The sequence below is a fragment of the Rhodococcus sp. NPDC004095 genome, assembly GCF_053604015.1.
Genome location: NZ_JBSGGS010000006.1, coordinates 308,168 through 322,583 on the forward strand (window position 1 = coordinate 308,168; position 14,416 = coordinate 322,583).

The following is a 14,416-nucleotide window of genomic DNA, read 5'->3' on the forward strand; positions in this document are numbered from 1 at the left end:
CGGAGGCAGCCGGACGGCAGAATGCGAGCCGCGGCGGTCTCGTGCATTGCGGTTGTTCTTCGTGAGTCCCTGTTGCCGGAGCGAGGGCCCGGTCGCCTACTGGAAGCCCAGACGAGTGGATCGGTTCGGGTTCGGCGGTCGCGCCTCCGGCGGGTGCCGCCGAGTTCTCGGGTTCGAACGATCCTCTCCGCGTCTCCGCGTCTCCGCGTCTCCGGCGAGAGGCGCACGGCGCGGCGTCGTCGACTGACCTCTTGCCGCCTCGGGGCATGGGGCGAGGGTTCCTCGGTGTCCTCGGTGTCCTCGGACCGTGGAGACATGGTCGGGTTTTGAATGTTTCACGTGAATCGGTGCCGGAGGCCACCTGGGTCTTGCTGCTCGGTGGGAAGCGGTCTGACACGGCAGCTGCGGGATCCGGGACTCTTGTTGCGGCGTCACGCGGGACTGCGAGGGCCGGGCCCCGCGAACCCGGTGCGGCATTCGGAATCAGCAGGTTTCCGCACCTTGGGGGCACGTTTCTCGGTCGCCGTTTCGACGCCCCGGTGTCCAACCGCCGCCCAGCTGCGTTGTCGTCGGCGCCGATACAACAGCGGTATCGGCTTCGCGCAGGAGCTGGCCGGGGCATCGAGACGACCTGCTCGGCGGCAACGTGCTTCGGGGCCCGTGGACGTTCCGAGGAGTTCGACGACGGCTACTGGATGACCTCCCGGCGGTGGGATGCCGCCGCCCGGGGGTACGTACTCGACGGACTCAGACACGTGAACGAGGCCGAGATGAACGAACCCGCGGTGCGACTCCCAGGTCTTGCCGGACGACGAGTGTTTCGCCAGGTACATCCGAGAGGGATGGGGAAGGCGCCGCACCGAGGCAGGGCGCTTCGCGCCGAGCTTCGCGATGTCGGCTGGAGGCCATGCGGCTGGCCGGAGGCCACCATGTCCCTCGTGTCCGCAGGGCGATGTGGTGTGGGTACTTGCCGCTCGGTGGGAAGTGGTCCCACTCGGCAGGTGCCGCATCCGGGACTCGGGTGCGATGTCACGCGGGCCGGCGAGGATCGTGCCGCGCGACCCCGGTGCGGCATTCGGCGGATCGGCAGGATTTCGCACCGCTTGGGGCGTTGCTCCCAACCCGGGCGTTGCAGGGCTGATCGATGGACCCGGGCTCCAGTCGGTGCCGGTGACGCCGTGAGCGTGCTCGACCGTCGGTCCGGTGTTTCACGTGAACCAGGCGCCCCGCCGGCGGCGTGGTCGCGGCGAGGTTCGGCGAGGCGACCGCGCGGTCGACGGCGGGACTGCTGCCGTCGGCGATCGAGGGCGCCTTCGTGCAGAGCCGCGCGCTCAAGTCGACCCGCTTCGACGACTACTGCACGGGTTCTTCGCGGTGCGTCGGCCTCCGCGGACCCTCGGAATCCTCGGCGCCGCCCGGGGTCGGAGTTCGGCCTCGCCACCGGCACCGCTGTCCGCGCCCCTCCCCTCCCCCATCGGGTGATGGCCATGTTTCACGTGAATCGGTCCAAGCGCCGGACCGAAGGTAGGGCACTTCGTGCCAAGCCGCGCGATGTCGGCTGGAGGCCGAGCCGCCAGCGCGCGGAGCATCGGGTCTGCCAAACCTCCGATCCTGGCGTCCGCGCGCTCGGGTTCACGTGAAACATCGGTTGCACGTCATCGCGGCGGATCGACAGGGGGTAGGTAACGCGCCTGCCCGCAGAGTCGGTGTGCACGCGAACCGGGCCGGTTGGTCGAAGGGGCTTGTGTTGTCGGCACCGCGTCTGGGCAGCGTCGTGCGTCCGCGCGACGAATGGCACACGCTCGATCCCCGATGTGCTCTTCTGGACCATCAACAGCGTGCGTGTCGCTGCTCGCGTGAGTTCCGGACTCGGGAGCCGGGAGGCCACCCTGCAACGGCGTCGGATGCCTCGCCGCCGCCCTGCCTCCGGTGCGGGCAACCCGGCCGTGCGGCGCGACGACTCGGGCCGCGAACTCACCCTGACGTAGTCCTACCGATATCCGCTCGATCCGAACGTGGGACAGTTGTCTCGGCACTCGGTGTGTGCCCTTGTCGGGTCGAGCGCGGACGTTCCCGCGCATGCGGCGCGGGCGTCCGGTCGTTGCCGGTAGCCATCCACGTCATCCCGTGTCGCTGCGGGTGTGGCCCGGCCGGCGCCCGATCCGGCCGCGGATCGCTCGAGCCCGAGGCGATCGCGGTCGCCCTTCCTGAGGCGGAGCGAACGTGGCTGCCGTCGCAGTCGTTCCGGGAGCCCACGCCTCAGGTGGGTCGACCGTCCGGGCGCAGCGGGGCCGGACGGATTGGCGGGCACCTTCGTCGGCTACGCCGGGCGCCTCCCGATCCGGTTTCCGGTTCGCGGTCATCGCAGGGGGTTCTCCCGACTCCGTCGTCGCCACTGTTTCACGTGAATCGGCCGGGGTGTCGTGGCGTCCGCATGAGGAGGCGTTCGCCGCGTTCGTTCGAGGGTGCACCCCTCCCCTCCCCCACCGGTTCCGAGTCTCATGCGAATCGGCCCGGCGGCGGACGGCAGGACCGGATGCCTCACGGTCCGCCGGCAAGGTCCGGTCACGTGAATCTCCGGCGGATCCGGGTGCGATGGTCCTTGCCGTACCCGACCGCTCGGGCGGTCGGGTACGCGTGATCCGACGGCCGCGGAGGGGGTGACCGTGGTGGGGACGGTGCCGCCGGGCGCCCGGGCCTGATCGACATCGCTCGGTGCGCACCGTCCAGTCACTTCGTCGTCGTGGGCCCGGGGATTGTCGAGCGGGTGGGACGCGGGGAACGTGGCGGTCTCGGCTCCGTGGATCCGTCCGGGGAACGACGAACCCGTCACCGCCGACCTTGCCCACCGGTCGATATGCCCGGGCGCCCATCCCCCACGAATCTGGAAATGGCGGGGATCCGAACGGTTCGGTGCCCGGGGCGGACCGCGCGGAAGGGCACCCGGCGTGGGGGCGTTCGCACCGGTCCGGATGTCTCCGCCGTAGGCGGGACCGGAGGACCGGGCGCAGGTGGTGAGTCGGCGCCGTCGGCGACCGGGTCGGGGTACCGAGGTGGTTCCGTCGACGAGGGCGCGGGCGGTGCCGGCCGCGGGACCGTCCCGCCACCGGAACCCGATCGGGCGGGCGATCTCGATCGGCGCGGGCCCCGCCGGTCGACGCAGGGACCGCGGCTGTGAACTTCTCATGTCGGACACCGCGATACGGCCTGTTGGTTTGTGGAATACCGAACTCTCGCGGGAAGATGTTTCACGTGGAACCCACCGAACCCGTCGCCATCCCAGAAGCTGCCCACCGTGTTTTCGGGGACCGCATCGAGATCGCCGAGAAGTACCACGATTCCCTCGCGACGGATGGTGTGGAGCGCGGCCTGATCGGCCCGCGGGAGGTTCCCCGACTCTGGGAGCGTCACCTGCTCAACTGTGCGGTGCTCGGTGAACTGATCGGCGAGGGCGAGTCCGTGGTCGACGTCGGCAGCGGCGCGGGCCTGCCGGGCATCCCCCTTGCGATCGCCCGACCGGACCTGCGGATCACCCTCGTCGAACCCCTGCTGCGTCGCTCGGTCTACCTGGCGGAGTTCATCGAGTCGGTGGGGCTGGACGTGCGGGTGGTGCGTGGTCGCGCCGAACAGGCCGGGGTGGTGCAGGAGGTCGGTGGCGCAGACGTCGTCACCTCACGGGCCGTCGCACCCCTGGAGAAGCTGGCTCGGTGGTCGATGCCGCTGGTCCACGAACACGGTCGGATGCTGGCGATGAAGGGGTCCAGCGCCGCCGAGGAGATCGAACGCGATCGTGCTTCCCTCACCCGCCTGGGGGCTGGCAAGCTGGAGATCGTCGAGTGCGGTGTCGGGATTCTCCCGACACCGACGATTGTGGTTCGGGCGGAACGCATTCCGAAGCGGTCGCATCGCCGATGATGGTCGGCGTCGGGTCGTGCCGGTGATCGAGTCACTTCAGTGAAGGAGCAATACATGTCGGGTGGACCCGAATCCACTGTTTCACATGAAACGGACCACAATTCCTCGCGATCCACCGGCATCACGTCCCCGAACGGGCAGGGTGCGCACGCCCCCGGCCCCTACGACGGCATCTCCCTGGAGGAGACGCCGATCGGGGCGGCGGCCCAGCGTGCCAGTCAGGTTCTGCACCCGGGCAGCGTGACCATCCCGAAGCCGGACCACCGCCGGATGCTCACCGTGGCGAACCAGAAGGGTGGGGTGGGCAAGACCACCACAGCCGTCAACCTGGCGTCCGCGTTGGCGGTGCAGGGCCTGACGGTGCTCGTGGTCGATCTGGACCCGCAGGGCAACGCCAGCACCGCGCTCGGAGTCCCCCACCACTCCGGGGTGCCCTCTACCTATGAGCTGCTCATCGGCCAGACCACGGCGAAGGAAGCGGTCCAGCAGAGCCCGCACAGCGAGCGCCTGTTCTGCATCCCCGCCACCATCGACCTCGCCGGCGCCGAGATCGAGCTGGTCTCGATGGTGGCCCGCGAGAACCGGCTCAAGAACGCGCTGTCCGAGGCCTTCCTCTCCGAGCTCGACGTGGACTACGTCCTCATCGACTGCCCGCCGTCGCTCGGGCTGCTCACCGTCAACGCGCTGGTCGCCGTGAACGAGGTGCTCATCCCGATCCAGTGCGAGTACTACGCACTGGAGGGCGTCGGGCAGCTGCTGCGCAACATCGACATGGTCAAGTCGCACCTGAACCCCGAATTGCACGTCTCGACGGTGCTGCTGACCATGTACGACGGCCGCACCAAGCTGGCCGATCAGGTCGCCGAGGAGGTCCGGACCCACTTCGGGGACGCGGTCCTGCGGGCCGTGATTCCCCGGAGCGTCAAGGTTTCCGAGGCCCCCGGGTACGGGATGACCGTCCTCGACTACGATCCCGGATCACGCGGCGCCATGAGTTATCTCGACGCCGGCCGCGAGCTCGCCGCCCGTACCGCAACGACCAACGCGCAGGAGAACTAGTGGCACAGAGAAGCAAGGGCGGTCTCGGTCGCGGGCTTGCCGCGCTCATCCCGACCGGCCCCGACGCCGGACCCCGCCTCGGGTCCGCGGCCGCCGACGTCATCATCGGCAACGTCACGGCCCCGGTGCCGCCGAAGACGGAGGAACCCGCCCCGGAGCCGGTCCCCTCCCCCACCGCCGCGCCCACCCCGGCCAGCGCACCCGCGCCCGCTCGCAAGGCCGCCAGGACCAAGGCCTCCCCGAAGGCGGCGAAGGTGGAAACGGCCGCCGACGAGGACGTCGATCTGGCTCCGGTCGGCGCGAGCTACCGGGAGATCCCGGCGGCGCAGATCCAGCCGAACCCGATGCAGCCGCGGTCGGTGTTCGACGAGGAGGCCCTCGCCGAACTGGTGCACTCGATCCGCGAGTTCGGGCTCATGCAGCCGATCGTCGTGCGCACGACCGGCCCCGACAGCTATCAGCTGGTGATGGGCGAACGCCGGTGGCGGGCCAGCCAGGCCGCCGGCCTCGAGAAGATCCCCGCCATCGTGCGAGAGACCGGTGACGGCGACATGCTTCGCGACGCCCTGCTCGAGAACATTCATCGGGTGCAGCTCAACCCCCTCGAAGAGGCGGCGGCCTACCAGCAGCTGCTCGAGGAGTTCAACGTCACCCACGAGGAGTTGGCGTCGCGGATCGGTCGGTCGCGGCCGGTCGTGACGAACATGATCCGCCTTCTCAAGCTTCCGATTCCGGTGCAGCGCAGGGTCGCTGCCGGGGTTCTCTCCGCCGGGCACGCCCGGGCGCTGCTCTCCCTCGAGGCCGGTGCCGATGCGCAGGAACTGCTCGCCGCCCGGATCGTCGCGGAGGGCATGTCCGTCCGCGCCACGGAGGAGGCGGTCACCCTCGCGAACCGGGACGGCGGCGAACTCCCCGCTCCCCCGGTCAAGCGCAAGCCGATCCAGATGCCTGGTCTGCAGGATGTCGCGGATCGGTTGTCCGGGGCGTTCGACACCCGGGTCACCGTCAGCCTCGGCAAGCGGAAGGGCAAGATCGTCGTCGAGTTCGGGTCGGTGGACGATCTGCAGCGGATCGTCGAGATGATGGAGACGAACGGGGCGAACTAGTCCCGGTCCGTCGGGGTCGAACCACCCGCGGCCGTTACGTCACCGTGACGTTTTGGTGGGCGCGGGCCCCGGTTCGACCCCGACGTGGAACGAAAACTCTTGATGTGCAAGGTGATTGGTAGCCGGTGCGGCCGTGGAGGGTCGGCACCGACCCGATCGCCTATTCTTGACGGTGAGAAGCCGGTAATTCGGGGATCGTGGTCCCCGCGTGCGAGGTCGTGGAGGCGAGAGACAGGGTGTCGATGCGCATCAGTCCGCTCACCCTCGACGGCTTCGACCAACTCCCCAGGCATTCCCGCCGCTGCGTCTTCTGGGAGATGGACCCCGACGCGTTGCGGGACTCTCGGATCTACGCGGACCCCGAGTTCGAGAAGGAAGCGTGGCTGTCGATGGTCATGCTCGAGTGGGGTTCGTGCGGGCAGGTCGCGACCCTCGAAGGGAAGCCGGCCGGCTGCGCGCTCTACTCGCCACCCGGCAACGTGCCCCGGTCCAAGCTGTTCCCCACCTCGCCGGTGAGCCCGGACGCGGTCCTCCTGACCACGATGCGGCTCGAACCGGCGGCGGAGCTGGACGGAGTGGGGCCGAGCCTCATTCAGGCCGTTGTGAGCGATCTGGTGCGCCGTGGCGTGCGTGCGCTGGAGGCGTTCGGCATCGTGCGCGGACCTGACGACGAGCGCACGCCCGGCAGTACGCACGAGTGCGGTCCCACCGAGTGCATGATCGACGCCGGCTTCCTCGAGGACATGGGCTTCGAAGTTGTTGCGGCGCACCACCGCTACCCGCGCCTGCGACTGGAGCTCGACCGCGACCACGGCTGGAAGGCCGACGTCGAATCGGCGCTCGAGCGGCTCCTGATGGCGGCGGCGGTGACCGCGGCCGACAGCGGCCAGCGGGCGGCCGTGGGCGTGCTGTGACCGGCGCGCCGTAACCCCTCGGGGCGAAGGCCGCCCGCTCAGGCCCGGTCGGCCTTCGCGAGCTCTTCGGCGAGCAGTTCCTTGAACGTGTACGTGCCGGTCGGCTGGTCGTCCTGCCCGAGCAGGTACAGACGCTTGACGGCGACCAGGATCGCCTCGGCGATGATGTCCCGGTTGCGCGGGTTGATGAGGGTCTTCACGTCGGAATCGTTTGTGAGATAACCGATGTCAATCTGGACCGTTGGCATCGTGGTGAGCCGCAACAGATCCCACGAACGACCATGGGTGCGGCAGTCCTGAAGTGGTGCGCGAGCGACGATTTCACGCTGGATGAAGCTAGCAAGCACCTGTCCGATCCGGGAGGACGCGCCGTGCGAGTTGCCGAAGTGGAAGCTGGCGACACCGTTCGCGTGCGGGCTCGGGCTGGTGGCGCAGCGCAGCGAGATCATCAGGTCCGCGTCGAACGAGTTGGACGTCTCGGCCCGTTCCGCCGTCGACGGGTTGCTGTTGGCCGGATGCGAGAGGAAGGTCTCCATGCCGGTCGCGGCCATCCGGCCCTCGAGCCGACTGGCGATGTCCCAGAGGATCTGGGCCTCGGTGATCGGACCGTGCGGCGTCGGCAGCACGAGACCGCTGGTGTCGCCGCCGAGATCGGGGTCGATGACGATCCGCTTGCCGCTCAGCTGCGGGCCCGACCGCCGTACCGACTCCTCCTCGGTGATCGCGTGCGGGGAGCCCCCGGTGACGCGGGTGCCGAGCAGGTCAAGGGACCGCAGCGTCTGCGGACCGCAGATCCCGTCGGACGCGATGCCGATCTCCCGCTGGAACGACGACAGGCCCTCGTGTGTCTTCGGCCCGAAGTAGCCGTCGACCCGGCTCGAGTAGAAGCCCAGGTCCTGCAATCGGGTCTGCAGCGCGGCGACGTCGTCACCGTACTGCGGCGCCGAGAGCTGGTAGGCGAGGGTGCGGGCGCCGAGCCGGTAGGACGCCTCTCGCAGCGCTCGATACGTCGCGGCTCCGACCACTCCGTCGACCAGCAGCCCACGCTGCTGCTGGAAGGCGCGCACCGCGCTGTCGAGGTGATGGTCGAACACCGCGTCCGGGGCCACCCACTGGGAACCGTTCACCGCCTCCCTGGGGGAGGTGGAGACGCCACCGCGGAGGTAACCCAGGGCGGAGAGAGTGCCTCGAACCTCGGCAACGGCGGGACCGTGGTCGCCGTGACAGAGTCGATGCATGCGTATGAAACCTTTCTCGTCCTGACGGCAACACCCAGGGGTGATTCTCGCAGAAACCCCCGGGGAATCGGCAATCCCGGGGGCCGTGGCGACCGTTACAGAACTTCGGAAAGGTCCTTGAGCAGTGCTGCCTTGCCCTTGGCGCCGACGATCTGCTTCACCGGCTTGCCGCCCTGGAACAGGATCATCGTCGGGATGGACATCACCTGGAAGTCCCGGGCCGCGGACGGGTTGGCGTCGATGTCGAGCTTGGCGATGGTCAGCTTGTCGGCATGCTCACCGGCGATCTCCTCGAGCACCGGCGCGACCATCTTGCACGGACCGCACCAGGTGGCCCAGAAGTCGACGAGCACGGGCTTCTCGGAGTCGAGCACGTCCTGCTTGAACGAGTCGTCGGTGATGGTGATGGTGTTCGCCATGGGTGTCTCCTCGGGGACGGGGTGGATCGAATGGGTGCGGGGACGGGGTCAGGCGTCGACGGACACCGTGTTGCCGGCCGCCTCGACGGTGTTGGCGGTGATGTCGCCGCGCTCGGCGAGCCAGCGCTCGGCGTCGATCGCCGCGGACGCACCGGTGCCTGCGGCGGTGATCGCCTGGCGGTAGGTGTGGTCGACGAGGTCACCCGCGGCGAACACGCCCTCCACCGAGGTGTACGTGGTCGGCGCCTGCACGCGCACGTAGCCCTCGTCGTCGATGTCGACCTGGCCCTTGACCAGCTCGCTGCGCGGATCGTGACCGATCGCGACGAACATGCCGGTGACCGGCAGCGTCGACTTCTCACCGGTGACGGTGTCGCGGATCACCAGACCGGTGACACTGTTCTCGCCCACCACCTCGACCGGCTCGGCGTTGGTGACGATGCGGATCTTCTCGTTCGCCTTCGCGCGCTCGAGCATGATCCGGGACGCGCGGAACTCCTCGCGACGGTGCACCAGCGTGACCGAACGCGCGAAGCGGGTCAGGAACGTGGCCTCCTCCATCGCCGAGTCGCCGCCGCCGATGACGGCGATGTCCTGGTCCTTGAAGAAGAAGCCGTCACAGGTGGCGCAGGCGGACACTCCGCGGCCGAGCAGGGTCTCCTCGCCGGGGATGCCGAGGTAGCGGGCTGCGGCGCCCATCGCGAGGATCACGGCGTGCGCGTAGTACGTCTCACCGTTCGCGACGACCTTCTTCACGGGGCCGGTCACGTCCAGCTCGTCGACGTCCTCGGTGCGGATGTCCGCGCCGAAGCGCTTGGCCTGCTCGCGCATCTCGTCCATCAGGTCCGGGCCCATGATGCCCTCGCGGAAGCCGGGGAAGTTCTCCACCTCGGTGGTGGTCATCAGGGCCCCGCCGAACTGGGTGCCCTCGAACAGGAGCGGCTGCAGTTCCGCACGCGAGGCGTAGACCGCGGCGGTGTATCCGGCGGGTCCGGAACCGACGATGATCAGGTCACGAACCGAGGTCGGAGTAGTCATGCGGGCCTTCCGGGAGATGGGGATGTTGACTGGCTCAACACCAGACTAGGGGGTGATGTTCCCCGGCAGGCCCCGTGCAGCGAGGAACGTCACGTACGGCTCGATCAGCTCGATGGCCCGGGACCGCGCCGCCGCCACGTCCGCGCCGGCCTCGATCTGCCGGGACGCGGCGTGCACGACGGCGCTCACCAGGTCGGCCGTCTCGGCCGGATCGGTCACCCCGAGCTCGTCGAGCGCGGTCACCAACGGGGCCTTGAGCTGGTGGTGCAGTTCCGCGCTTGCCTCGTTCAGCTTCTCGCTCGGCGCGGCGGCCGCGATCGCGGACGCGATGGCGTGCTCGCCCTCGGCGACCAGGTCGAGGTTGGCGCGCACGTACGCCAGGACCCGGCGGTCGGCGGGACCCGCCGCGGCCATCGCCTCCTCCACGCGCGCCGACCAGCGCGGGAACGCGTCCTCGATCAGCGCCTCGAGCAGGTGCTGCCGTGACCGGAAGTACTGGTACATGCTGGACCGGGCCAGGCCGGCCCGGGCCGCGACCTCGGCGAAACCGAGGACCTCGGGGTTGCCCTCGGCGAGCACCTCGCGGGCGGCGTCGAGCAGGGCGCGTTGCTGCGCGGCCCGGTGCTCGGCGACCGTCGGTGCGGTGATCCGTGGCAAACGCCGTCCCCTTCCCCGGTTCGGCCGATCCGGGCGGGGCTCAGACGGCGGTGAGGCGACCGTCGGTCATCGTCACCACCCGGTCGCAGTGGTCGAGGACATCGTAGTCGTGGGTGACCATGACGGTGGCGGTGCCCGATTGCCGGGTCTCCTGCGCCAGCAGCCGCACGATGTCCTGGCTGCGGGCCCGGTCCAGGGCCGCGGTCGGCTCGTCCACCAGCAGCACCGACGGGCGGGCCACCAGGGCTCGCGCGATGCCGACCCGCTGGCGTTCGCCGCCGGAGAGCTGGTCGGGGCGACGATCCAGTTTGTCCCCGAGCCCGACCGCCTCGAGCAGTTCGCGCGGGTCGCGGAACCGGGACCGCTCCGACCGGGGCGCCATGCGGGCGAGGAGCTGCAGCTGCTCGGTGGCGGTGAGCGCGGCGAGCAGGTTGCCGGACTGGAAGACGAACCCGATGTGGGTTGCCCGGAACCGGGCCAGTTCCCGGCGGGACAGCGCGGTCAGGTCGTGGCCGTCGACGAGGACGGTGCCGGAATCGACGCGACCGAGGCCACCCGCGACGGCCAGCAGGCTCGACTTGCCCGAGCCGGAGGGTCCGACGACCGCGACGAACTCACCGGGTGCGACGGTCAGGTCCACGGCGTCGAGCGCGACGACCGTGCCGGCCCCGTCCCCCAGGGTCAGGTTCGCCCCGCGCAGCGACAGACCGGCGTCCGTGGTCTCTTCGGTGGAATCGGTTGCGGTGGAATCATTCCGGGTGGTCATCGGGCACCTCCGAGTGCGGTCAGGGGGTCGACGGATGCGATGCGGGCGATGGCGGCGGCGGAGCCGAGCAGACCGAGCACGATCAGCAGTGCCGAGGCGGTCACGACGGCGGCCGGATCGAGGGCGAACGGCACTCCCCCGCCGATCAGCGCCCCGAGGCCGGAGCCGATGGCCGCCCCGACCGCGGTCGCGGCGAGCAGCAGGAGAAGAGCCTGGGCGAGCCCGTCCCGCAACAGGTATCGGGTCGGCGCACCGAGTGCGCGCAGCACCGCGATCTCGTGCTTGCGCTGGATCGTCCAGACGGTGAAGAACGCCCCGACCACCAGAGCTGAGATCGCGTACAGGAACACCTGGATCAGGGACAGCGTGCTGGTCTCCGCGGAGAAACCGGGCGAGGAGGCGAAGGAGTCCTCGAGCTTCACGGAGGACGTGTTCGCGGCCGCGTCACCCGCCGCGAGATCCAGCTTGGAACCCGGAAGCGACTGCAGCGCAACGGCGGTCGCTTCGGTGTATGCCTGCGCGGGTGCGGTGTCGTCGGGGCGGGTGCCCGCGTGGATCTCCTGCCAGGTGCGCAGCGGCACGAACGCGACGTCGACATGGCCGAAGGTGTGCTGCTCGGCGGTCGCGCCGACCACCCGCAGTGTGGTTCCGAGCCGGTCGATGGTGATCGTGTCGCCGATCTTCAGGCCGGCGTCGAGGGCGGTGCTGCTGACCACCAGGCCGTCCGGGTCGGCCAGCCCGCTGCCCGCCGCGGCGGCCGGGGCCAGGAAGGAGTCCGGCTCGACCCCGAACAGGGCCAGGTCCACCGGCACCCCGCTGTCGCTGTGGGCGTTGACGAGGAAGTTGCCGAACGGGGCGGCGTCCGCGACACCGGGTTGCTGCCGCCAGGCCTGCACCTGCTCTTCGTCGACGACCGACCGGGAGAAGGCGCTGTCCGTCTTGGTGCCTGCCCCGAAGGCGAATGCGGTCACCGGCAGTCGTTTGAGCCCGGAGACGCCGTCCTCGACCAGTCCGGACGAGAGTCCGGACAGGAGAACGGTGAGGACTGCGATGAGGGCGACGACGCCGCCCATCAGTCCGAAGCGGGCGCGGGCGAACCGCAACTCCCGTAGTGCGAGGAACATGGCATCTCCTGAGCCCTGGGGGCATTTTCACGACAGTGTGTCGGCAAAGATACCAACACCGAGTCGTCAAGATCGGCGTGGGGCCCGAACCGGTGGCCCCGACCGGTTCCAGGGGCGACAATCAGGAGCGATGAACACCACCACATCGGGTCGGCCCCGTGACCCCCGCATCGACACCGAGGTCTTGACCGCAACGCGAGAGTTGTTGCTGGAGGTCGGATTCGACCAGCTGAGCGTTCGCGCCATCGCGAATCGTGCCGGGGTGAGCCGGGCCGCGATCGGGCGCCGGTGGGACTCGAAGGCGCAACTCGTCCTCGACGCCGTCCTCGGCGTGACCCCGGATCTGGCTCCCTTCGACGGCGCCGACCGGGAGGGCTGGATCCGGTGGGTGGTCACCGGCAGCTCCGAACTGTTCCGGCAACCGGCCGTGCGGGCGGCGGTGCCGGGGCTGCTGGCCACCCTCCGCGATCACGACGACCTGCGCACCGCGCTGTGGCGCAACTTCGCCGGGCCGGCCGCCGCGCTGTTCCCCGGACGCACCGCGCACGACGGCACCGACCCGGACACCGCCCGGGCCCTGCTCGCACTGGGGGCAGGCGCGGCGATGTTCCTGTCCCTGATCGCGCCGAGCGAGGACACCGACGAGGTGCGCGAGGCCATCCTGGCCGTCCTGTTGCCCGGTGCCGGGGTCGAGCCGTCCGGGTAGATCAGCTCAGGGGCCCTGCGTCAGCCGATTTCGGCGCGCGCCAGGGTCGCGGGATCGTCTGCGCTGCAACTGGATCGGACGACCAGCGCGGTGATCTGAGGCGGTCGCGGTCCCGCGAAGAGCAGCAGCACACCGGCGGCGCCCCGCAACCGGACCGGCCCGGATCCGAGTAGCGCCGTCGTTGGGTCGATTCCGTTGGCACGCAGGCATTCCGCACGCTGACCCGGATCGGAGAGGCTGCCCAGCGCGGTGTGGCCGAGCATGGCGAGCGCGGTGTCGGGCCGCAGGTCGTCGCCCAGCTGGACGGTCCCCGGCGGATCGGCGAGCGCGGTGGTGCCGGGTGCGGTGTCGGGGTCGTCGGCCACGATTCGGGAGAAGCCGATCGCACCGGCCGCGAACACCACCAGCGCGGCGGCGGCCGCTGCAGCGACCCGAACAGGGTCGAAACGGCGGGTCCGCGGTGCGACGGTCGACGCCAGGTCGCCGGCGGCCGTGGCGTCGTCGAGCGCGGCGTGCAGCCGGGCGATCACATCGTCGGGAGCAGGCGGCGCGGGTGCGGGGTCGGTGCGCAGGGCGCCGAGTTCGGCGCGGACCCGGTCGAGAGCGGTCAGGGTCGCGCGGGCCTCCGGGTCGTGCGCGACGGCGGTCCGCATCCGGTCCGACACGTCGGCGGGCAGTACGTCACCGTGCAGATCGGCGAGTTGTTCGGGAGTGAACGGGGGGCGAAGCGTGTCGTCACCCTCGGCGACCATGGCACCTCCCCTGCGATCGTTGACTGTGGACCCTCCCCGATGGCGCCGGTTCACACCGTGCGTCACAAGGATTAGACCCCGCGCGGGCCGATTTGGTTCCGCTCTGCTCGAATGTATTTCAACTGTTGCGCGAGTTTGTTACGCGCCCGCGAGCACCGGCTCTTCACGGTGCCCTCCGGAACCCCCAGCAGCGCGGCCGCTTCCGCCACCGAGTAGCCCTCGAGGTCGACGACCACGATCGCGGCGCGCTGCTCGGGTGGCAGCGTCGACAGCGCGTCCTCGATCGTCAGCGCCGTCTCCCGCTCCGCCATCGCGTCGCGGGTTTCCGCGGGCTCCGCACCCTCCCCCTCGGCCAGCGGCACCGTCGGTCGGGCGCGGTTGCGGCGGATCCGGTCCAGGCACGCGTTGACGACGATCTTGTGCAGCCAGCTCCGGACCGCGGCGTCCTCCCGGAATGTCGCGGCAGTGCGGTGCGCCGACAGCAGCGCCTCCTGCAGCGCGTCCTCGGCATCCTGGATCGTGTAGCTGGTGCGGCGCGCCGTCTGCCACAAGTGGTCCTGATGTCGGCCCAGCAACTCCGCAAATGCACGTGGCTCCCCCGCCGCGTGCGCCGCCAGCAGCTGGGCATCGGACAACCCAGCCACGGCGATCCCCCTGTTGATTCGCACGCGCGATGCTAACCGACCGGGGGGTCTCCAGTCACTCCCTCGGGAGCGAAGTGT

13 protein-coding genes are annotated in these 14,416 nt (G+C 70.1%); 5 read left to right on the plus strand and 8 right to left on the minus strand.

The features are described from left to right. The first annotated feature begins 3,243 nt into the window (after positions 1-3,243). The 4 genes from rsmG (at position 3,244) to ACWEPG_RS14505 (ending at position 6,994) form a co-directional block, all read left to right on the plus strand. Positions 3,244-3,915: a 16S rRNA (guanine(527)-N(7))-methyltransferase RsmG gene (gene rsmG / locus ACWEPG_RS14490; protein ID WP_450113857.1), complete on the plus strand. Its 672-nt coding sequence runs from the start codon at positions 3,244-3,246 to the stop codon at positions 3,913-3,915. A 54-nt stretch (positions 3,916-3,969) separates the two neighbouring features. Further along, entirely contained in the window at positions 3,970-4,974 is a 1,005-nt protein-coding gene (locus tag ACWEPG_RS14495; protein WP_450113856.1) for a ParA family protein, read from the plus strand. After that, a complete protein-coding gene (locus ACWEPG_RS14500; RefSeq protein WP_450113855.1) occupies positions 4,974-6,080 on the plus strand; it encodes a ParB/RepB/Spo0J family partition protein in 1,107 nt (368 codons plus the stop codon). Before ACWEPG_RS14495 ends, ACWEPG_RS14500 begins: the two co-directional genes overlap by 1 nt. A gap of 236 nt (positions 6,081-6,316) precedes the next feature. Further along, entirely contained in the window at positions 6,317-6,994 is a 678-nt protein-coding gene (locus tag ACWEPG_RS14505; RefSeq protein ID WP_450113854.1) for a GNAT family N-acetyltransferase, read from the plus strand. Positions 6,995-7,032: 38 nt separating this feature from the next. On the opposite strand, the gene ACWEPG_RS14510 is transcribed toward ACWEPG_RS14505, so the two are convergent. From ACWEPG_RS14510 to ACWEPG_RS14535, 6 genes are all read right to left on the minus strand, one after another. Continuing rightward, a complete protein-coding gene (locus ACWEPG_RS14510; RefSeq protein WP_450113853.1) occupies positions 7,033-8,232 on the minus strand; it encodes an N-acetylmuramoyl-L-alanine amidase in 1,200 nt (399 codons plus the stop codon). A 95-nt stretch (positions 8,233-8,327) separates the two neighbouring features. Continuing rightward, positions 8,328-8,651, minus strand: coding sequence for a thioredoxin (trxA, locus tag ACWEPG_RS14515; protein WP_450113852.1), 324 nt, complete (start codon positions 8,649-8,651; stop codon positions 8,328-8,330). A gap of 48 nt (positions 8,652-8,699) precedes the next feature. Further along, positions 8,700-9,689 carry a thioredoxin-disulfide reductase gene (trxB, locus tag ACWEPG_RS14520; protein WP_450113851.1) on the minus strand — a complete coding sequence of 330 codons (990 nt, stop codon included), beginning with the start codon at positions 9,687-9,689 and terminating at the stop codon, positions 8,700-8,702. A gap of 45 nt (positions 9,690-9,734) precedes the next feature. After that, positions 9,735-10,346 carry a TetR/AcrR family transcriptional regulator gene (locus ACWEPG_RS14525; RefSeq protein WP_450113850.1) on the minus strand — a complete coding sequence of 204 codons (612 nt, stop codon included), beginning with the start codon at positions 10,344-10,346 and terminating at the stop codon, positions 9,735-9,737. A gap of 40 nt (positions 10,347-10,386) precedes the next feature. Next, entirely contained in the window at positions 10,387-11,112 is a 726-nt protein-coding gene (locus ACWEPG_RS14530) for an ABC transporter ATP-binding protein (RefSeq protein WP_450113849.1), read from the minus strand. Beyond that, entirely contained in the window at positions 11,109-12,236 is a 1,128-nt protein-coding gene (locus tag ACWEPG_RS14535) for an ABC transporter permease (RefSeq protein WP_450113848.1), read from the minus strand. Before ACWEPG_RS14535 ends, ACWEPG_RS14530 begins: the two co-directional genes overlap by 4 nt. Positions 12,237-12,366: 130 nt before the next feature. Between ACWEPG_RS14535 and ACWEPG_RS14540 the strand changes: the two genes are divergently transcribed. Then, the gene (locus ACWEPG_RS14540; RefSeq protein ID WP_450113847.1) at positions 12,367-12,942 is read left to right on the plus strand and encodes a helix-turn-helix domain-containing protein; all 576 of its coding nucleotides are present in this window, start codon (positions 12,367-12,369) and stop codon (positions 12,940-12,942) included. 20 nt (positions 12,943-12,962) lie between these two features. On the opposite strand, the gene ACWEPG_RS14545 is transcribed toward ACWEPG_RS14540, so the two are convergent. Together ACWEPG_RS14545 and sigM are read right to left on the minus strand one after the other, a co-directional pair. Next, the gene (locus ACWEPG_RS14545) at positions 12,963-13,694 is read right to left on the minus strand and encodes a hypothetical protein (protein ID WP_452594661.1); all 732 of its coding nucleotides are present in this window, start codon (positions 13,692-13,694) and stop codon (positions 12,963-12,965) included. A gap of 71 nt (positions 13,695-13,765) precedes the next feature. Next, positions 13,766-14,362 carry an RNA polymerase sigma factor SigM gene (sigM, locus tag ACWEPG_RS14550; RefSeq protein ID WP_452594662.1) on the minus strand — a complete coding sequence of 199 codons (597 nt, stop codon included), beginning with the start codon at positions 14,360-14,362 and terminating at the stop codon, positions 13,766-13,768. Positions 14,363-14,416: the final 54 nt, after the last annotated feature.

Bases quoted from the DNA above. Each gene is read 5' to 3' on its own strand.
- ACWEPG_RS14510 (WP_450113853.1), bottom strand. From the start codon at position 8,232: ATGCATCGACTCTGTCACGGCGACCACGGTCCCGCCGTTGCCGAGGTT.
- ACWEPG_RS14545 (WP_452594661.1), bottom strand. From the start codon at position 13,694: ATGGTCGCCGAGGGTGACGACACGCTTCGCCCCCCGTTCACTCCCGAA.
- ACWEPG_RS14540 (WP_450113847.1), top strand. From the start codon at position 12,367: ATGAACACCACCACATCGGGTCGGCCCCGTGACCCCCGCATCGACACC.
- rsmG (WP_450113857.1), top strand. From the start codon at position 3,244: ATGTTTCACGTGGAACCCACCGAACCCGTCGCCATCCCAGAAGCTGCC.
- ACWEPG_RS14530 (WP_450113849.1), bottom strand. From the start codon at position 11,112: ATGACCACCCGGAATGATTCCACCGCAACCGATTCCACCGAAGAGACC.
- ACWEPG_RS14535 (WP_450113848.1), bottom strand. From the start codon at position 12,236: ATGTTCCTCGCACTACGGGAGTTGCGGTTCGCCCGCGCCCGCTTCGGA.
- ACWEPG_RS14495 (WP_450113856.1), top strand. From the start codon at position 3,970: ATGTCGGGTGGACCCGAATCCACTGTTTCACATGAAACGGACCACAAT.
- trxA (WP_450113852.1), bottom strand. From the start codon at position 8,651: ATGGCGAACACCATCACCATCACCGACGACTCGTTCAAGCAGGACGTG.
- trxB (WP_450113851.1), bottom strand. From the start codon at position 9,689: ATGACTACTCCGACCTCGGTTCGTGACCTGATCATCGTCGGTTCCGGA.